We start from the raw sequence: 17,640 nt of genomic DNA, 5'->3' as shown, positions 1-17,640 counted from the left end.
AAAAGGCCAGTCTCTCGACTGGCCTTTTTGACGAATGTTCACTTATTCGCGGAACAGCGCTTCGATATTCAGCCCCTGAGTCTGCAGGATTTCACGCAGACGACGAAGACCTTCAACCTGAATCTGACGAACGCGTTCACGAGTCAGGCCAATTTCACGGCCCACATCTTCAAGCGTCGCAGCTTCATACCCCAGTAAACCGAAACGACGTGCCAGCACTTCACGCTGTTTGGCGTTCAGTTCGAACAGCCATTTGACGATGCTCTGTTTCATGTCATCGTCCTGCGTGGTGTCTTCCGGGCCGTTTTCTTTCTCATCGGCCAGGATGTCCAGCAACGCTTTTTCGGAGTCGCCGCCCAGCGGCGTGTCGACCGAGGTAATGCGCTCATTGAGACGCAGCATACGGCTTACGTCATCAACCGGTTTGTCCAGTTGCTCGGCTATCTCTTCCGCACTTGGCTCGTGGTCCAGCTTATGGGACAACTCACGCGCGGTGCGCAGATAGACGTTCAACTCTTTGACGATGTGGATTGGCAAACGAATGGTACGGGTTTGGTTCATAATCGCCCGTTCAATCGTCTGGCGGATCCACCAGGTCGCGTAGGTTGAAAAGCGGAACCCGCGTTCCGGGTCAAACTTCTCAACGGCGCGGATAAGACCTAAATTGCCCTCTTCGATAAGATCCAGCAATGCCAGACCACGATTGCCATAACGGCGGGCAATTTTTACCACCAGACGCAGGTTACTCTCAATCATCCTGCGGCGGGAAGCGACGTCTCCGCGCAATGCACGACGTGCAAAATAGACTTCTTCTTCGGCTGTTAACAGTGGAGAATAACCGATCTCTCCAAGGTAAAGCTGAGTCGCGTCCAGCACACGCTGTGTGGCACCCTGCGATAACAGCTCTTCCTCAGCCAGGTCGTTATCACTGGGTTCCTCTTCTACTAAGGCTTTCTCGTCGAAAACCTCTGCTCCGTTCTCATCAAATTCCGCATCTTCATTTAAATCATGAACTTTCAGCGTATTCTGACTCATAAGGTGGCTCCTACCCGTGATCCCCAGGCAAAGCACCTTATCACTTCATCTTCAGACTGCGCGTTTCACACCGCCTGAATGACTCCGTGCTTAGTACTCTGCCGAATTATCGCTGCGGCAAATACTGCAGCGGGTTTACGGATTTCCCCTTGTAACGAATTTCAAAATGCAAGCGTGTAGAACTGGTTCCGGTGCTACCCATGGTAGCTATTTTCTGCCCCGCCTTAACCTCTTGTTGTTCCCGGACCAGCATTGTGTCGTTATGGGCGTAGGCGCTCAGGTAATCATCGTTATGTTTGATGATAATTAAGTTACCGTAACCTCGCAGCGCATTACCGGCATACACAACGCGACCATCCGCGGTCGCGGTGATAGCCTGTCCTTTGCTACCTGCGATATCGATGCCTTTGTTGCCCCCTTCGGAACCACCAAAGCCTTCGATAATTTTGCCGTCAGTTGGCCAGCGCCAGGACGAAATTGGCGCGCTGGTTGTCGTACTGCTGGCATTCGGTACGGAAGAGCTCGCAACCGGTGCTGTTACAGGCGCTGTGACTGTCGTCGCAGGCTTGTTATTAGGCAACATCTTGTTAGCACTTTGTTCACCTGAATCCTCAGAATACGTAATTGTTGGTTTCGACGCAACAACCGCGGTGGAATTTTGTGCAGGTTTTGCGACCGCCGTCTGAGAAGTGGTTGCCGCCTGTGTGCTGGCCATGGCGACAGGGTTATTGCCGGTAATCGGCTGCCCGGACGCATTACCCACTTGCAGAACCTGGCCGACATTCAGGGCATACGGTGCTGCAACGTTGTTACGCTGCGCCAGGTCACGGAAGTCATTACCTGTTACCCAGGCGATATAAAAAAGCGTATCCCCATGCTTAACGGTATAGGTGCTGCCGCCCGCATAGCTGCCTTTCGGAATGTCGCCATATTTACGGTTATAAACGATATGGCCGTTCTCCATTTGTACCGGCTGCTGGGCGACAGGCTGCTGAGTAACCGGCTGGATCTGCGTCGGCTGGGTTTGTACCGGCTGAACGGGCTGAATTTGCGGCGTGGACGGCACGCTGTTTTGCGCTGTTCCGCCAACCTTCTGCTGCGGCGTGATGAGCATGCCGGAATTGGTGCTGCTGGAGGTGTTTCCGTTAACAGAGGTTACCGGCGCAGGCGGATTGTCCGAAGAACTACAGCCTGCCAGCCAGAGTGAAACCAGTGATAATGCCGCAACACGGCGTACGGTGATTTTTGGGCTTCCCGCGCTCATTTATCCCCCAGGAATAGTGTTAACTGCCAGTGTCTTAATAACCGTGTCGCGTTCGTCGTGGACGCCTGCAAAACGTGACCACGATACGCTGAATTGCGCCAAAAAACCTCAGAAAAATCCGGGTCTCAGGCCAGTTCCCCTTTGACTAAAGGAACAAAGCGCACGGCTTCCACGGTATCAATTATAAATTCGCCTCCCCGCCGATGAACACGCTTTAAAAACTGCTGCTCATCGCCCACGGGTAAAACAAGGATGCCGCCTTCGGCCAACTGCGACATCAGCGCCACCGGGATCTCCGGCGGTGCGGCCGTGACGATAATGGCGTCGAAAGGCGCACGCGCCTGCCAACCCTGCCAGCCATCGCCATGGCGAGTAGAGATATTATGCAAATCAAGCTGCTTCAGGCGACGCCTTGCATGCCATTGCAAACTTTTAATACGTTCAACCGAGCAAACGCGCTGCACCAGATGCGCCAGAATTGCCGTCTGATATCCGGAGCCGGTGCCGATTTCCAGCACTCGCGACTCTGGCGTTAGTTCCAGCAATTCTGTCATCCGCGCCACCATATAAGGCTGAGAAATAGTTTGCCCCTGCCCGATAGGCAGCGCCACATTTTCCCAGGCTTTATGTTCAAACGCCTCATCAACGAACTTTTCACGCGGGACTTTAGCAATCGCATCCAGTACCCGTTCGTCGCGGATCCCCTGCACGCGAAGCTTTTCCAGAAGAGCCAGTACGCGTCCGCTTACCATTGCGTATCCACTCCCGCCTGCTCCAGCCAGCTTCCTACCACGTCACGAGCGCTGTGCGCCGTTAAATCGACGTGCAGCGGCGTGACGGAGACATAACCGGCGTCGACCGCGGCAAAATCTGTATCCGGGCCAGCGTCCTGTTTTTCACCCGGCGGGCCAATCCAGTAGAGCGTATTGCCGCGCGGATCCTGCTGCGGAATCACTTTATCTGCCGGATGGCGGCTGCCGCAGCGGGTAACGCGAATGCCTTTGATTTGATCAAGCGGCAAGTCTGGCACGTTGACGTTCAGGATACGCCCGGTACGCAGCGGTTCACGCGCCAGCGCGCGCAGCAAGGTACATGTCACCGCCGCCGCCGTGTCGTAATGCTGCGTGCCGTTCAACGAAACCGCCAGCGCCGGAAAACCGAGGTGGCGGCCTTCCATCGCCGCGGCGACGGTGCCGGAATAGATGACGTCATCGCCCAGATTTGGCCCGGCATTAATGCCAGAAACGACAATATCCGGACGCGGACGCATCAGGGCATTGACGCCGAGATAGACGCAGTCTGTCGGTGTGCCCATCTGCACGGCAATATCGCCGTTTTCAAAGGTAAAAGTACGAAGAGAAGATTCCAGCGTCAGCGAGTTTGATGCGCCACTGCGGTTACGATCGGGTGCAACTACCTGAACCTCGGCAAATTCTCGTAAGGCTCTGGCCAGAGCCTGAATGCCTGGCGCATGGATCCCGTCATCGTTACTCAGCAATATTCGCATATTCACCTGTTGTATTGATAAGTTCCCTTACCACGCTGGTCGCAAAGCTGCCTGCCGGGAGCCAGAAACGCAACTCTACGGTTACGTCATCCCACCAGTTCCACTCAAGCTGTTGTGGATAAAGCAGCATCGCGCGACGCGCGGCTTCTACTTTTTCACGCACCAGTAATGACTGGAGCGCGGTTTCTTCTGCAAGCTGAAGCTGTTCAAATTCCAGAGCTTCGCGCTGGGTTCCCCAGTCGCCGCTGCCCGGCATTGCCGCGGTGATCATCAATTCGCGAGCATCCACACGCGTTTGTAGCTCCGCCATTTCTTCAGGCGTCGCCACAAACCAACTTCCGCGTCCCGCTAATTGTAGCGCATCGCCATCAACAACTTGATTAAATTCCGGTTTCTGTATGCGCGCGCTGACCAGTTGATTAAACAACGCGCTGCGCGCTGCCGACAACCAAAAACTGCGTTTATTACGATCGCGCACCGGCGCGCCGCTTTCAGCCCAGCGCAGAGCCCCGAGCAGGTTGCTGCCGCCAATCCCAAAGCGCTGCGCGCCGAAATAGTTCGGTACGCCCTGCGCCTGAATCGCCTGTAAGCGCGCCTCAACATCATCGCGATGAGTGACTTCACGCAGAATAATCGTGAACTGGTTGCCTTTCAGGGCGCCTAAACGCAGTTTACGCTTATGTCGCGCATACTCCAGCACCTGACAACCTTCCAGCTCGAACTTGCTTAAATCGGGCATCTCTTTGCCCGGCACGCGCGCGCAGAGCCACTGTTCAGTGACCGCGTGTTTGTCTTTCTGCCCGGCAAAGCTCACTTCGCGGGCGTGAATTTTCAGGAACTTTGCCAGCGCATCAGCCACAAAGCGTGTATTGCAGCCGTTTTTCAGGATGCGCACCAGTACATGCTCACCTTCACCATCAGGCTCAAAACCTAAATCTTCCACCACCAGGAAATCTTCCGGGCTGGCTTTCAGCAGCCCATTTCCCTGCGGCTTACGGTGCAGATAAGTGAGATCATCGAATGCAATCATTTCTTTGCCTTATACAACAGAGCGACCGCTTCGCAGGCGATGCCTTCACCGCGCCCGGTAAAACCGAGTTTTTCAGTGGTGGTCGCTTTTACGTTCACGTCATCCATATGGCAGCCAAGATCTTCAGCGATAAAGACGCGCATTTGCGGGATGTGGGGCAGCATTTTCGGCGCCTGCGCGATGATGGTGACATCGACGTTGCTCAGGGTGTAACCCTTCGCCTGCACGCGTTTCCAGGCTTCACGCAGCAGCGCGCGGCTGTCTGCGCCTTTGAACGCCGGGTCGGTGTCCGGGAAGAGTTTACCGATATCGCCCAATGCCGCCGCGCCAAGCAGGGCATCGGTTAGCGCATGGAGCGCAACGTCACCGTCCGAGTGGGCGAGCAGCCCTTTCTCGTAAGGGATGCGCACGCCGCCGATAATAATCGGCCCTTCGCCGCCAAACGCGTGTACATCAAAACCGTGTCCAATTCGCATTATGCTTTCTCCTGGTGTCCCGATCGGGTGAGGTAAAATTCTGCCAGCGCCAGATCTTCCGGGCGTGTCACTTTAATATTATCAGCGCGTCCGGCAACCAGCGCCGGATGAAAACCACAATATTCCAGCGCCGATGCTTCATCGGTGATGGTTGCGCCTTCGTTGAGCGCCCGGGTCAGGCAATCGAAGAGTAATTCCCGGGGGAAAAACTGCGGTGTCAGGGCGTGCCACAGATCGATGCGCTCAACCGTATGGGCGATGACGGGTTTGCCGGGCTCCGCGCGTTTCATGGTATCGCGCACCGGGGCGGCCAGAATGCCGCCTACGCGGCTGGTTTCGCACAGCGCCAGCAGACGCGCGAGGTCGTCCTGATGTAAACAAGGGCGCGCGGCATCGTGCACCAGCACCCAGTCAGCATTCCCTGCGGCTTTCAGGCATGAAAGCACGGAATCAGCGCGTTCGGCGCCGCCGTCAACGACGGTAATCTGTGGATGCTGTGCCAGAGAGAGTTGGCTGAAGCGCTCGTCTCCGGGAGAGACGGCGATGATCACCCGCTGGACGCGCGCATTTGCCAGCAGCGCATCCACCGAATGTTCGAGAATCGTTTTGTTACCGATTGAGAGATATTGTTTCGGGCAGTCCGTTTGCATGCGGCGACCAAATCCGGCCGCCGGAACCACGGCGCAAACGCCCGGAAAAGTTGCTGCCATGTGTTAATCCTGGGCTTATTCTGTTTATCGGTTTGTTGGCCCTGAACTCTGATTGCGTTTAGACGCATCCGGCACCAGACGGTAGAAGGTTTCGCCGGGTTTCGTCATGCTGAGTTCATTGCGTGCGCGTTCTTCAATCGCTTCCTGGCCGCCGTTGAGGTCATCAATTTCGGCAAAAAGCTGATCGTTGCGCGCTTTTAATTTGGCGTTAGTCGCCTCTTGTACTGATACATCGTCACGGACTCGGCTGAAGTCGTGCAGACCATTTTTGCCGAACCACAGCGAATACTGCAACCACACCAGCAGAGCCAGTAATAGCAGCGTTAATTTACCCATCCTGCCCCCTGAAAAACGGCATCATCATCCCAAAACTTGCCGTCGTACTCTACGCCGGCTGCGGACGATACCGCGTCACGCGGGCAATGTATCACATTTTGCCTGCCGATACTTATGTCTCGTTGTTTGGTGATTGCGTGTAATTTCACAAAAAATCAGGCTCAGCCCATAAGCCACAAAAATAATAGACCGCACAGCGCTGCAACGGTAAGCAGCGTCGCAATAATACTGTAGCGCAACTTGCTTTCGACCAGCGAGTGAATAGACACGCCAATGAGCACGGCGACGGGCATCAGCGCCAGGAAGAAGGGCCAGGTATAGAGAAAGAAAAAAAGGGTGTTATTGCCGTACCACAGGTAGGGGATGCCCAATGCAATCAGCCAGGCGACAAAACCCACGGTCGCGCCAGACAAAGACCAGGTGGTTTCGTCATCGGGCGGGGGTATGGACTCTGAACGCGTCAGGCTGATGTTTTGAGTATTGCGCATAATTAATCCTGTCAGGCCGGGCCACAATACGCCCGGCACTCTCTCAGGATCTGATGATATCGTCCTGTCTCAGCAGGTCTAACATTTGGGCTACTAAATTTGTTACCAATTGTTCACCATCGAGATGGATTTCAGGCCGTTCAGGGGATTCATAGACTGAATCAATGCCAGTGAAATTGCGCAGTTCGCCGGCACGCGCTTTCTTGTATAAGCCTTTCGGATCGCGGGCTTCACAGGTAGCAAGCGGCGTATCAACGAACACTTCGATAAAGCGCCCTTCTCCCACCCGTTCGCGCACCATCTGGCGCTCAGCGCGATGCGGAGAGATAAATGCCGTTAAAACCACCAGCCCGGCGTCCACCATCAGGTTAGCCACTTCGCCCACCCGACGGATATTCTCTTTGCGATCGTCATCACTAAAGCCGAGATCGCTGCACAAACCATGGCGCACGTTATCACCATCCAACAGATAAGTGCTGACACCCAGTTTATGCAACGCTTCTTCCAGCGCTCCGGCAACGGTCGATTTCCCCGAGCCCGAAAGCCCGGTAAACCACAGCACAACCCCACGATGACCGTGGAGTTGTTCACGCTGCTGCGCAGTGACCGGATGAGCGTGCCAGACGACGTTTTCGTCATGCACCGCCATTACTTGCCTCCCAGCAGGTCACGCGCGCCCCAGTGCGGGAAATGCTTACGTACCAGCGCGTTCAGTTCCAGTTCAAAAGCACTGAACTCTGACGCCACTGCCATCGGGGCGGTATTCGGTTCGCGCACCATGCCTGCACCCACCGTGACGTTGGTCAGACGGTCAATAAAGATAAGGCCACCCGTCACCGGGTTTTGCTGGTATTTATCCAGTACCAGCGGTTCATCAAAGGTCAGATCCACCAGGCCGATGCCGTTCAGCGGCAGGTTATCAACATCGCGTTGCGTCAGGTTATTGATATCAACCTGATACTGAATGCCGTCTACACGGGCGCGGGTTTTCTTGCCGGCGATTTTAATGTCATAGCTCTGGCCCGCCGCCAGCGGTTGTTCCGCCATCCACACCACATCGACGGATGCGCTTTGCACCGCAGGCAGCGTTTCACCCGCATCCAGCAGCAAATCGCCGCGGCTGATGTCGATTTCGTCCTTCAGCACCAGCGTCACGGCTTCGCCGGCAAACGCTTCCTGCAAGTCGCCATCAAAAGTGACGATGCGCGCAACGGAAGATTCCACGCCTGACGGCAATACTTTAATGCGTTGCCCAACCTTCACGTTGCCGGACGCCAGCGTACCGGAGAAGCCGCGGAAATCGAGATTTGGGCGGTTAACATACTGCACCGGGAAGCGCATTGGCTGGGTATCAACCACACGCTGGATCTGCACGGTTTCCAGCACTTCCAGCAGCGTCGGGCCGCTGTACCACGGCATTTTGTCGCTCTGGCTGGCAACGTTATCCCCTTCCAGCGCAGAGAGCGGCACGAAGCGGATATCGAGATCGCCCGGTAGCTGCTCGGCGAAAGTCAGGTAATCCTGACGGATCTGCTCAAATTTATCTTCGCTAAATTCAACCAGATCCATCTTGTTTACCGCCACGATCAGGTGCTTGATGCCAAGCAACGTGGAGATAAAGCTGTGGCGACGCGTTTGATCGAGCACGCCTTTACGGGCGTCGATCAGCAGGATCGCCAGGTCGCAGGTGGAAGCGCCGGTTGCCATATTCCGGGTGTACTGCTCATGCCCCGGGGTGTCGGCGATAATAAATTTGCGCTTCTCGGTCGAGAAGTAGCGATAGGCCACGTCAATGGTAATACCCTGTTCGCGCTCGGCCTGCAAACCATCGACCAACAGCGCCAGATCGAGTCGCTCACCCTGTGTACCGTGACGTTTACTGTCATTGTGCAGCGAAGAGAGCTGATCTTCATAAATCTGGCGGGTATCGTGCAGCAAACGGCCAATCAACGTACTTTTGCCGTCATCCACGCTACCGCAGGTCAGGAAACGCAGCAGGCTTTTGTGCTGCTGGGCATGCAGGTACGCTTCAACGCCGCCTTCATCCGCAATTTGTTGTGCAATTGAACTGTTCATGGCGGCTCCTTAGAAATAACCCTGACGTTTTTTAAGCTCCATAGAGCCTGCCTGGTCACGGTCGATCACGCGGCCCTGACGTTCACTGGTGGTCGAGACCAGCATCTCTTCGATGATTTCCGGCAGCGTCTGCGCATCGGATTCCACTGCGCCGGTCAACGGCCAGCAACCGAGGGTACGGAAACGCACCATCCGTTTTTTGATAACTTCGCCTGGCTGTAAATCGATGCGATCGTCATCAATCATCATCAGCATACCGTCACGTTCCAGCACCGGGCGCTCTGCGGCAAGATACAGCGGAACAATTTCGATATTTTCCAGATAGATATACTGCCAGATATCCAGTTCAGTCCAGTTGGAGAGCGGGAAGACGCGAATGCTTTCGCCTTTGTTAATCTGGCCGTTGTAGTTGTGCCACAGCTCCGGGCGCTGGTTTTTCGGATCCCAGCGGTGGAAACGGTCGCGGAAAGAGTAGATACGCTCTTTGGCGCGCGACTTCTCTTCATCACGACGCGCCCCGCCGAATGCGGCATCAAAACCGTATTTGTTCAGCGCCTGCTTGAGACCTTCGGTTTTCATGATATCGGTATGCTTGGCGCTGCCGTGGACAAATGGGTTAATGCCCATCGCCACACCTTCCGGGTTTTTATGCACCAGCAGTTCGCAGCCATAAGCTTTTGCGGTACGGTCGCGGAACTCGTACATCTCACGGAATTTCCAGCCGGTATCCACGTGCAGCAGCGGGAACGGTAAGGTTCCCGGGTAGAACGCTTTACGCGCCAGGTGCAGCATCACGCTGGAGTCCTTACCGATGGAGTACATCATCACCGGGTTGGAAAATTCGGCGGCCACCTCACGGATGATATGGATGCTTTCCGCCTCCAGTTGCCGCAGGTGAGTGAGTCGTTTTTGGTCCATAACCGTTCCTTAAGCCAGATTCACTACAGAAGAATCGAAATTTTCTGAGTCTGTTGTGTGTTGAAACCAAGCAAGCTGGTGATGCAGTTCCACCACTTCGCCGACCACCAGCAGTGCTGGCATGGGGGCCTCTTTCGCCAGGTTTTCGAGTTGTTGCAGGGTGCCTGTTTTTATCTGTTGATCCGCACGCGTCCCGCGCGATATCACCGCCACCGGCGTTGCGCTGTCGCGTCCGTGTTGAATCAGTTGCTGGCTGATTTCCGCCGCTTTCATCGTGCCCATGTAAATCGCCAGCGTCTGGCGGCTTTGCGCCAGGTGCGCCCAGTCAAAGGGGGCGCTGTCTGCTTTGTAATGCCCGGTGACGAAAGTCACGCTCTGCGCATAATCACGATGGGTCAGAGGGATCCCGGCATAAGCCGTTGCTCCTGCGGCCGCTGTGACGCCTGGCACGACCTGGAACGGGATCCCCGCTTCTGCCGCCGCCTGTAACTCTTCGCCACCGCGTCCAAAAATAAACGGGTCGCCGCCTTTCAGGCGTACAACCGTTTTGCCCTGGTGTGCCGCATCAATCATCATGCGGTTGGTGTCGTGCTGAGCCACCGCGTGGACACCCGCACGTTTACCCACGCACACCAGCTCCGCGTCGCGACGAACCAGTTCCCGCACCGCGTCACTCACCAGGTGATCGTAAAAAACGATGTCTGCCTGCTGGATGACCTGCAAACCACGCAGGGTTAGCAATCCGGCATCGCCCGGGCCCGCGCCGACCAAAATGATCTCGCCCACGCGACGCTGGGGTTGCGTCAGCTCTTCCTGCAACGCCGCTTCTGCCGCCTGCTGATTACCGGCAATCATCATGTTGGCAATCCGCCCGCGGAAAACGCGCTCCCAGAAACGGCGGCGTTCCGCCGTGGTTTTAAGCTGGGTTTTAATCGCATGCCGCCAGTAGCTGGCTGCTTCGGCCAGTAAGCCCAGACGTGTCGGCAGCAGCGCTTCAATCTTTTCACGCAGTATCCGCGCCAGCACCGGCGCGGTGCCGCCGGAGGAAATCGCCACCAGCAGCGGTGATCTGTCGACAATCGACGGGAAGATAAAGGAGCACTGTGCCGGGCTATCCACCACATTGACCAGCCGCTGACGGGCATTCGCCGCGTCATAGATCCGCTGATTGAGTGCATCATCGTCCGTGGCGGCAATAACCAGGAAAACGTTATCAAGCTGCGTTTCCTGGAAGGCAGTCGCCAGCCATGAAATTCTCTTTTCCGCCGCCAGTGTAGTGAGCTCCTCGCCCAGCCTTTCGCTCACCACCTGAACATTCGCGCCAGCCCGAAGCAGAAAAGCAATTTTGCGGGCAGCGGTGTCTTCACCGCCAATAACCAATGCGGTGCGGTCTTTTACAGCGGCAAAAAGGGGCAGATAATCCACAGAGTTACAACTCACTAACAATCAGTAATAGAGGGACTATAGGGTGCCCCTTAGTGCAAATGAAATTACGAAATGGAATGAGTAGTTCCTCAAAGGAATAACAGACTGAAAAAGCAAATATCAAAAAGTGCTTAACATCCTCTTTTTTGGGCATTTAAGAAGAAATGAAATTGTGTAATGACTGCCCCGGTTTCATACTGAGCGCGTCTACTTTTTTGCTTTGTTGTAAGGATTCCCCTATGTCTTCCGCACTGCGTCGCGGCATCCTCGCGCTGGCGCTCGGCGTATGCTCTGCCTTCCCGGCACTGGCGACAACGACGTCGCCCGGTTCTATCGCAAATACTCAGGCGCGCTACATCGCTACCTATTTTCCGGGGCGTATTACCGGCACGCCGGCTGAAATGCTGTCAGCAGACTATCTGCGTCAACAATTCGCCAAAATGGGCTACCAGAGCGATATCCGCACCTTTCACAGCCGTTACATCTACACCGCTAAAAATAACCGTAAAAACTGGCATAACGTGACTGGCAGTACCGTCATCGCAGCGCATGAGGGTAAATCGCAGCAGCAGATTATTGTGATGGCGCATCTGGATACTTACGCGCCGCAAAACGATAGCGATGTCGAAAATAATCTCGGCGGGCTGACGCTCCAGGGAATCGACGATAACGCGCTGGGCCTTGGCGTCATGCTGGAGATGGCAGAGCGCCTGAAAGATGTCCCCACGGAATATGGTATTCGTTTCATCGCTACCAGCGGCGAGGAAGAAGGCAAACTGGGGGCGGAAAATCTGTTGAAGCGCATGAGTGACGCGGAAAAGAAAAACACCCTGCTGGTGATTAATCTCGATAACCTGGTCGTGGGTGACAAACTCTATTTCAACAGCGGCGTAAAAACCCCGGCATCGGTACGCAAACTGACCCGTGACCGGGCGCTGGCGATTGCGCGCAACCATGGTATTTCCGCTTTTACCAATCCAGGACTGAATCCTGATTATCCCAAAGGCACCGGTTGCTGTAATGACGCAGAAGTGTTTGATAAAGCTGGCATTCCTGTGTTGTCTGTCGAAGCGACCAACTGGTCTTTAGGGAAAAAAGATGGTTATCAACAACGCGCAAAAACCCGCAGCTTCCCGGAGGGGAGTAGCTGGCACGACGCGCGGCTGGATAATCAGCAATATCTCGATAAAGCCCTGCCGGGCAGAATTGAACGCCGCAGCCGCGATGTAGTGAAAGTAATGATGCCGCTGGTGGAGGAACTGGCGAAGGCGGGGAAGGTTTAGGTTTAAAAGGGTGCCGGAGACCAAACCATCACAATCCAGTACGCGGGGTGTTACCCCCGCGTGATGGCTACTTCTTCGGTTCGTAAGCGAGAACTGCCTTAAACTCCATACCACGCTCTCTGATACTCAACTCACACAACGAGTCGCGAACCATCAACGTGAATCCCAGCGCCGTAAAACAGAGCACTATGATTGCCACAAGGGCATATTTTGTCAGCATGTCTTGCCTCCCTGCAAAGAAGAGACTAACATCCGAATTGCTACGTTCGAACGCGAGCCTCAGGTTGATAGAAATATCGCCTGGGGCTTTTGTCCATCTGGAACCTCGCGAATGCTCAACGCCAGACAGCCTCAAGCACCCGACGCCATTCTATGCCTGTTAATTCCCCCTGCTATATTCCCGTTTAAAAGCAGGAATGCTGCTCGCAAAATAAAAACGCCCCCATCTTTTCAGACAGAGGCGTTTATTAAGCGGTGCGAAGTTTTACCCTTCGTGTAGCCCACACTCCCTTTTTAAGCCAAAGAAACGCGTTTCTTCTTCCGCCATGCCGGGTTCCCATTTACGGGTCGTATGGGTATCACCGACGGATAAATATCCTTCATCCCATAGAGGGTGATATTTCAGACCATGTTTTTGCAGATACTGATATATCGTCCGGTTATCCCAGTCGATAATCGGCAGCACCTTAAATACACCCCGCTGAACCGCCAGTACCGGCAATGTTGCGCGGCTACCGGATTGTTCACGGCGTAATCCTGCAAACCAGGTTTGTGCGTTGAGCTCTTTCAGCGCCCGGTTCATTGGCTCAACCTTGTTGATGTCATTGTATTTTTCAATGCCTTCAACGCCCTGCTCCCACAGTTTGCCGTAGCGCGCTTCCTGCCAGGCGGCGCTTTCGGTGGCGCGGTACACTTTCAGGTTCAGCTTGAGTTTGTCCGTTAACTCGTCGATAAACTGATAGGTTTCCGGGAATAAATAGCCGGTATCGGTCAGGATCACCGGGATATCCGGGCGAATTTGATTCACCAGATGCAGGCTGACCGCCGCCTGAATACCAAAGCTGGAAGAGAGCACGTATTCACCAGGCAGATTTTCCAGCGCCCAGGCGACGCGGCCTTCCGCATCGAGTTTTTCCAGTTGCGCGTTAGTTTCCGCCAGCGCCAGAATGCGATCCACTTTCGGCAGGTCATTCAGGGCGTTTAGATCGAGTTTGGACATAGTTACCTCTGCACTTTTCCCCTTACCCTCTCCCGGGAGGAGAGGGTATGGTCAGGAGATGCGTTATTCCCACAAGTCTCGCGCCGGGTCGAGCACCGGGCGAATGATACCCGCACGTATCGTAAAATCGCCGAAGCCTTCACCCGCTTCACGCTCTTTCGCCCAGCGCCCTACCAGTTCGTCTATCACCGCAAGAATTTCAGTGTCAGTGATGTTCTCTTTGTACATCCGTGGGATGCGCGTACCCATCCGGTTGCCACCGATATGTAAGTTATAGCGGCCCGGCGCTTTCCCGACGAGCCCGATTTCCGCCAGCATCGCGCGACCACAGCCATTCGGGCAGCCCGTTACGCGCAGAACGATATGTTCATCGCTCACGCCGTGCGTCGCCATTATCGCTTCCACTTTGTCGACAAAAGATGGCAGGAAACGTTCGGCTTCCGCCATCGCCAGTGGGCAGGTCGGGAACGAGACACAGGCCATCGAATTTTCACGCTGCGGCGTAACAGTATTCATCAGGCCACTGGCCTGCGCTATCTTCTCGATTTTCGCTTTCTGGTTTTCCGGTACGCCCGCGATGATCAGATTCTGGTTAGCGGTAATGCGGAAATCACCTTTGTGGATCTTCGCAATATCCAGTAACCCGGTTTTCAGCGGACGCCCAGGGTAATCAAGGATACGGCCATTTTCGATAAACAGCGTCAGGTGCCATTTATCGTCGATCCCTTTTACCCAACCGATACGATCGCCACGTCCGGTGAACTCATACGGACGGATCGGTTCAAATTTGATCCCCGCGCGACGTTCCACTTCCGCCTTAAACGTCTCAACACCCACGCGCTCCAGCGTGTATTTGGTTTTGGCATTTTTGCGGTCAGTACGATTACCCCAGTCGCGCTGTGTCGTGACCACGGCTTCCGCTACTGCCAGCGTGTGCTCCAGCGGCAGATAACCAAATTCACTCGCCGTGCGGGCGTAGGTTTTCTTGTTGCCGTGCTCAATGGAAAGCCCGCCGCCTACCAGCAGGTTAAAGCCCACCAGTTTGCCGTTTTCCGCGATCGCCACAAAGTTCATGTCGTTGGCATGCAGGTCGATATCGTTCTGCGGCGGGATCACCACCGTGGTTTTGAACTTACGCGGCAGATAGGTCTGGCCGAGGATCGGCTCTTCGTCAGTCGTCGCAACTTTTTCCTGATCGAGCCAGATCTCCGCATAGGCGCGGGTGCGCGGCAGCAGATGTTCAGAGATCTTCTTCGCCCACTCGTAAGCTTCAGCATGCAGCTCAGACTCATAAGGATTCGAGGTGCAAAGCACGTTACGGTTCATGTCGTTAGCGGTGGCAAGCGCATCGAGGCCGACAGAATGCAGCATCTGATGCACCGGTTTCACATTCTTTTTCAGAATACCGTGGAACTGGAACGTCTGGCGGTTAGTCAGGCGGATACTGCCGTAAATGGTGTTCTCGCCCGCAAATTTATCAATCGCCTGCCACTGTTTAGTCGTGATGACGCCCCCCGGTAAGCGGCAGCGTAGCAGCATCGCGTGACGCGGTTCCAGCTTCTGCTCCGCGCGTTCCGCGCGGATATCACGGTCATCCTGTTGGTACATACCGTGGAAGCGGATCAGCAGGAAGTTATCGCCCTTAAACCCACCGGTCAGGCCATCGTTTAAATCTTCAGCAATCGTGCCGCGCAGATAGTTGCTCTCAAGCTTCATGCGCTCGGCGTCTGCCAGTTTACCTTCGACCACTAAAGGCCCTGGATGTTTTTCGCTCATTAGTAGACATCTCGCTGATAACGGCGCTCTACGCGCAGCTCACTTAAAAATTCATCCGCCGCTTCGGTGTCCATGCCACCAAATTCGGCAATCACTTCCAGAAGTGCCTGCTCAACGTCTTTCGCCATGCGATTAGCGTCGCCGCAAACATAAATGTGGGCACCGTCATTGATCCAGCGCCACAGCTCTGCGCCCTGTTCGCGCAGTTTGTCTTGTACGTAAATTTTTTCTTTTTGATCGCGCGACCAGGCCAGATCGATGCGCGAGAGCACGCCCTCTTTAACATAACGCTGCCACTCCACCTGATAGAGGAAGTCTTCCGTAAAGTGCGGATTACCAAAGAACAGCCAGTTTTTACCTGGCGCTTCGTCGGCGGCGCGTTGCTGCATAAAGGCGCGGAATGGCGCGATACCCGTACCCGGGCCAATCATAATCACCGGGGTTTCCGGGTTAGCCGGCAGACGGAAGTTGTCGTTATGCTCGATAAAGACGCGAACTTCACCGTCTTCCTCCACACGATCGGCGAGGAAACTGGATGCCCCGCCCGCACGGGCACAGCCCTCGATATCATAGCGAACAACACCGACGGTGATATGAACTTCACTCTCCACTTCCGCCTGCGACGAGGCGATAGAGTAAAGACGCGGCGTCAGCGGACGCAGCAGGTTAATCAGCACATCGGCATCAAGCTGCGCCGGGGAGAAACGTACCATATCGACAATCGGCGTCGTGGCAGCATAGTGCTGCAACTGGGCTTTATCGCCCACCAGCGGCAGCAGCGTTTCACTGCGCGTCAGCGTCGCATAGTTCTCGACGATATTGGCGGTGTTCACCGTCAGTTCGAAATGCCATTGCAATGCCTCGGAAAGCGGCAGCGTTGTCCCGTCAACGGTGACTTTTTCGTCGCCTTTCAGCCACAGCAATTCCACCAGTTCTTTGACCAGTGCGGGATCGTTCTGATACCAGACACCCAGCGCGTCACCCGGCTGATAACGGAGACCGGAATCACCTAAATCGATTTCGATGTGGCGGACATCTTTTTCTGAGTCGCGGCTGGTGATTTTCTGATTAACGGCAAGAGTGGCGGTCAACGGGGCTTCTTTGCTGTACGGGCTGGTGTAAATTTCATTTACAGCCCCGGTGGCAGCGACGGCAACCTGCGCCGGGGCATCTTTCGGCACGCGGGCTTTCAGCACATCAACCACGCGAGCGCGCCATTCACTGGCAGCCGTTTGGTATTCCACATCGGCATCAACACGATCAAGCAGACGCTCGCCGCCAAGTTCCGCCAGTTTGCTGTCAAAATCTTTCCCGGCCTGGCAGAAAAACTCATACGAGGTGTCACCCAACCCCAGCACGGCAAACGCGGTGCCGTCGAGCTTCGGCGCTTTTTTCGAGAACAGAAACTTATGCAACGCCACCGCTTCTTCCGGCGGCTCCCCTTCCCCTTGCGTGGAGGCAACGACAACCAGCAGTTTTTCTGACGCGATTTGTTTGAATTTATAATCCCCGGCATTCACCAGGTTCACACTAAGTGAAGCAGCCAGTAGATCGTCACGCAGCGCTTCTGCCACGCGGCGCGCATTACCCGTTTGCGAAGCAGAGATAAGTGTAACGGTTGGTGCTTCGACGGCAGCGGGTGCAGCGACTGCCGCAGCGCCTGGCTGCTGATTCAGCACGCCCCAGAAATAGCCAGAAACCCAGGCAAGCTGGGTAGGCGTTAAGTCGGTGGTGGCCGCCTGAAGGCGCGCCAGTTGCTCCGTATTAAGCGGCAGCAATGCGGATGGGGGGACCTGTGTTGTCATGCTTGTTATGTTCCAGTATCAAAGCTGTTTCAAATCGGGAAAAACAAAACTGAATGTAAGGTTAACGAGCTGGATAATAACAATTAAAGAAGGGTTGGAAATATCAAATAACCAAATGGACTAACCTGATTTCCAGGTAGGCTATAGCGATAAAAGCGATTGGATAACTTACTGATATAAAATAAGAATAAAGCATGGACACAATCCATTACGCCTGATGTGTCCATTTGTGGGTTTTAGTTAATGATAAAAAATGTGCTTTCCGGTACTATGCGGCGGTTTTTTCCGCAAG

At 54.8% G+C, this 17,640-nt stretch carries 18 protein-coding genes; 1 reads left to right on the top strand and 17 read right to left on the bottom strand.

The genetic code is table 11. The features are described from left to right. Positions 1-42 precede the first annotated feature (42 nt). From rpoS to cysG, 13 genes are all read right to left on the bottom strand, one after another. Entirely contained in the window at positions 43-1,035 is a 993-nt protein-coding gene (gene rpoS, locus VSR74_RS12795) for an RNA polymerase sigma factor RpoS (RefSeq protein ID WP_015963258.1), read from the bottom strand. A gap of 106 nt (positions 1,036-1,141) precedes the next feature. Next, positions 1,142-2,299 carry a murein hydrolase activator NlpD gene (gene nlpD / locus VSR74_RS12790; protein ID WP_347795090.1) on the bottom strand — a complete coding sequence of 386 codons (1,158 nt, stop codon included), beginning with the start codon at positions 2,297-2,299 and terminating at the stop codon, positions 1,142-1,144. Positions 2,300-2,424: 125 nt separating this feature from the next. Further along, the gene (locus VSR74_RS12785; RefSeq protein ID WP_347795089.1) at positions 2,425-3,051 is read right to left on the bottom strand and encodes a protein-L-isoaspartate(D-aspartate) O-methyltransferase; all 627 of its coding nucleotides are present in this window, start codon (positions 3,049-3,051) and stop codon (positions 2,425-2,427) included. Further along, entirely contained in the window at positions 3,045-3,806 is a 762-nt protein-coding gene (surE, locus tag VSR74_RS12780; RefSeq protein ID WP_347795088.1) for a 5'/3'-nucleotidase SurE, read from the bottom strand. The genes VSR74_RS12785 and surE overlap by 7 nt, the downstream gene beginning before the upstream one ends. Then, positions 3,787-4,836: a tRNA pseudouridine(13) synthase TruD gene (truD, locus tag VSR74_RS12775; protein WP_347795087.1), complete on the bottom strand. Its 1,050-nt coding sequence runs from the start codon at positions 4,834-4,836 to the stop codon at positions 3,787-3,789. Before truD ends, surE begins: the two co-directional genes overlap by 20 nt. Next, a complete protein-coding gene (ispF, locus tag VSR74_RS12770; RefSeq protein WP_347795086.1) occupies positions 4,833-5,312 on the bottom strand; it encodes a 2-C-methyl-D-erythritol 2,4-cyclodiphosphate synthase in 480 nt (159 codons plus the stop codon). Before ispF ends, truD begins: the two co-directional genes overlap by 4 nt. Continuing rightward, positions 5,312-6,022, bottom strand: coding sequence for a 2-C-methyl-D-erythritol 4-phosphate cytidylyltransferase (gene ispD, locus VSR74_RS12765; protein ID WP_347795085.1), 711 nt, complete (start codon positions 6,020-6,022; stop codon positions 5,312-5,314). The genes ispF and ispD overlap by 1 nt, the downstream gene beginning before the upstream one ends. Before the next feature lie 24 nt (positions 6,023-6,046). Then, positions 6,047-6,358, bottom strand: coding sequence for a cell division protein FtsB (gene ftsB, locus VSR74_RS12760; protein ID WP_347795084.1), 312 nt, complete (start codon positions 6,356-6,358; stop codon positions 6,047-6,049). A gap of 161 nt (positions 6,359-6,519) precedes the next feature. Beyond that, positions 6,520-6,846 (bottom strand): DUF3561 family protein, encoded by a 327-nt coding sequence (locus VSR74_RS12755; RefSeq protein ID WP_347795083.1) that lies wholly within the window; start codon positions 6,844-6,846, stop codon positions 6,520-6,522. 43 nt (positions 6,847-6,889) lie between these two features. Continuing rightward, positions 6,890-7,495 (bottom strand): adenylyl-sulfate kinase, encoded by a 606-nt coding sequence (cysC, locus tag VSR74_RS12750; RefSeq protein WP_347795082.1) that lies wholly within the window; start codon positions 7,493-7,495, stop codon positions 6,890-6,892. After that, positions 7,495-8,922 (bottom strand): sulfate adenylyltransferase subunit CysN, encoded by a 1,428-nt coding sequence (gene cysN, locus VSR74_RS12745; protein ID WP_347795081.1) that lies wholly within the window; start codon positions 8,920-8,922, stop codon positions 7,495-7,497. The genes cysC and cysN overlap by 1 nt, the downstream gene beginning before the upstream one ends. 9 nt (positions 8,923-8,931) lie before the next feature. Continuing rightward, positions 8,932-9,840, bottom strand: coding sequence for a sulfate adenylyltransferase subunit CysD (cysD, locus tag VSR74_RS12740; RefSeq protein WP_064543103.1), 909 nt, complete (start codon positions 9,838-9,840; stop codon positions 8,932-8,934). 9 nt (positions 9,841-9,849) lie between these two features. Beyond that, on the bottom strand, positions 9,850-11,256 hold the full coding sequence (cysG, locus tag VSR74_RS12735; RefSeq protein ID WP_347795250.1) for a siroheme synthase CysG: 1,407 nt from the start codon (positions 11,254-11,256) through the stop codon (positions 9,850-9,852). Positions 11,257-11,504: 248 nt separating this feature from the next. Here cysG and VSR74_RS12730 point away from each other — a divergent pair, with 248 nt between their 5' ends. Further along, positions 11,505-12,548 carry an aminopeptidase gene (locus VSR74_RS12730; protein WP_347795080.1) on the top strand — a complete coding sequence of 348 codons (1,044 nt, stop codon included), beginning with the start codon at positions 11,505-11,507 and terminating at the stop codon, positions 12,546-12,548. Positions 12,549-12,615: 67 nt separating this feature from the next. Here VSR74_RS12730 and VSR74_RS12725 read toward each other — a convergent pair whose 3' ends face one another. From VSR74_RS12725 to cysJ, 4 genes are all read right to left on the bottom strand, one after another. Then, on the bottom strand, positions 12,616-12,768 hold the full coding sequence (locus tag VSR74_RS12725) for a Hok/Gef family protein (RefSeq protein ID WP_347795079.1): 153 nt from the start codon (positions 12,766-12,768) through the stop codon (positions 12,616-12,618). 264 nt (positions 12,769-13,032) lie between these two features. Continuing rightward, positions 13,033-13,767: a phosphoadenosine phosphosulfate reductase gene (gene cysH / locus VSR74_RS12720; RefSeq protein ID WP_347795078.1), complete on the bottom strand. Its 735-nt coding sequence runs from the start codon at positions 13,765-13,767 to the stop codon at positions 13,033-13,035. A gap of 63 nt (positions 13,768-13,830) precedes the next feature. Further along, entirely contained in the window at positions 13,831-15,543 is a 1,713-nt protein-coding gene (gene cysI, locus VSR74_RS12715; RefSeq protein WP_347795077.1) for an assimilatory sulfite reductase (NADPH) hemoprotein subunit, read from the bottom strand. After that, complete coding sequence (gene cysJ, locus VSR74_RS12710; RefSeq protein ID WP_347795076.1) at positions 15,543-17,348, bottom strand: NADPH-dependent assimilatory sulfite reductase flavoprotein subunit; 1,806 nt, start codon at positions 17,346-17,348, stop codon at positions 15,543-15,545. Before cysJ ends, cysI begins: the two co-directional genes overlap by 1 nt. Between the last annotated feature and the right edge of the window lie 292 nt (positions 17,349-17,640).

Source organism: Pseudocitrobacter cyperus (assembly GCF_039889165.1).
In the GTDB taxonomy this organism is placed as follows: Bacteria; Pseudomonadota; Gammaproteobacteria; order Enterobacterales; family Enterobacteriaceae; genus Pseudocitrobacter; species Pseudocitrobacter cyperus.
Note: the sequence above shows the minus strand (reverse complement) of the source record. Positions and strands in the feature narration are given on the sequence as shown.

Coding starts and splice junctions, on each gene's coding strand:
- ispD (WP_347795085.1), bottom strand. CDS start 6,022: ATGGCAGCAACTTTTCCGGGCGTTTGCGCCGTGGTTCCGGCGGCCGGA.
- truD (WP_347795087.1), bottom strand. CDS start 4,836: ATGATTGCATTCGATGATCTCACTTATCTGCACCGTAAGCCGCAGGGA.
- cysN (WP_347795081.1), bottom strand. CDS start 8,922: ATGAACAGTTCAATTGCACAACAAATTGCGGATGAAGGCGGCGTTGAA.
- VSR74_RS12755 (WP_347795083.1), bottom strand. CDS start 6,846: ATGCGCAATACTCAAAACATCAGCCTGACGCGTTCAGAGTCCATACCC.
- cysI (WP_347795077.1), bottom strand. CDS start 15,543: ATGAGCGAAAAACATCCAGGGCCTTTAGTGGTCGAAGGTAAACTGGCA.
- rpoS (WP_015963258.1), bottom strand. CDS start 1,035: ATGAGTCAGAATACGCTGAAAGTTCATGATTTAAATGAAGATGCGGAA.
- VSR74_RS12785 (WP_347795089.1), bottom strand. CDS start 3,051: ATGGTAAGCGGACGCGTACTGGCTCTTCTGGAAAAGCTTCGCGTGCAG.
- cysD (WP_064543103.1), bottom strand. CDS start 9,840: ATGGACCAAAAACGACTCACTCACCTGCGGCAACTGGAGGCGGAAAGC.
- VSR74_RS12730 (WP_347795080.1), top strand. CDS start 11,505: ATGTCTTCCGCACTGCGTCGCGGCATCCTCGCGCTGGCGCTCGGCGTA.
- cysH (WP_347795078.1), bottom strand. CDS start 13,767: ATGTCCAAACTCGATCTAAACGCCCTGAATGACCTGCCGAAAGTGGAT.
- nlpD (WP_347795090.1), bottom strand. CDS start 2,299: ATGAGCGCGGGAAGCCCAAAAATCACCGTACGCCGTGTTGCGGCATTA.
- VSR74_RS12725 (WP_347795079.1), bottom strand. CDS start 12,768: ATGCTGACAAAATATGCCCTTGTGGCAATCATAGTGCTCTGTTTTACG.
- cysJ (WP_347795076.1), bottom strand. CDS start 17,348: ATGACAACACAGGTCCCCCCATCCGCATTGCTGCCGCTTAATACGGAG.
- surE (WP_347795088.1), bottom strand. CDS start 3,806: ATGCGAATATTGCTGAGTAACGATGACGGGATCCATGCGCCAGGCATT.
- cysC (WP_347795082.1), bottom strand. CDS start 7,495: ATGGCGGTGCATGACGAAAACGTCGTCTGGCACGCTCATCCGGTCACT.
- ispF (WP_347795086.1), bottom strand. CDS start 5,312: ATGCGAATTGGACACGGTTTTGATGTACACGCGTTTGGCGGCGAAGGG.
- ftsB (WP_347795084.1), bottom strand. CDS start 6,358: ATGGGTAAATTAACGCTGCTATTACTGGCTCTGCTGGTGTGGTTGCAG.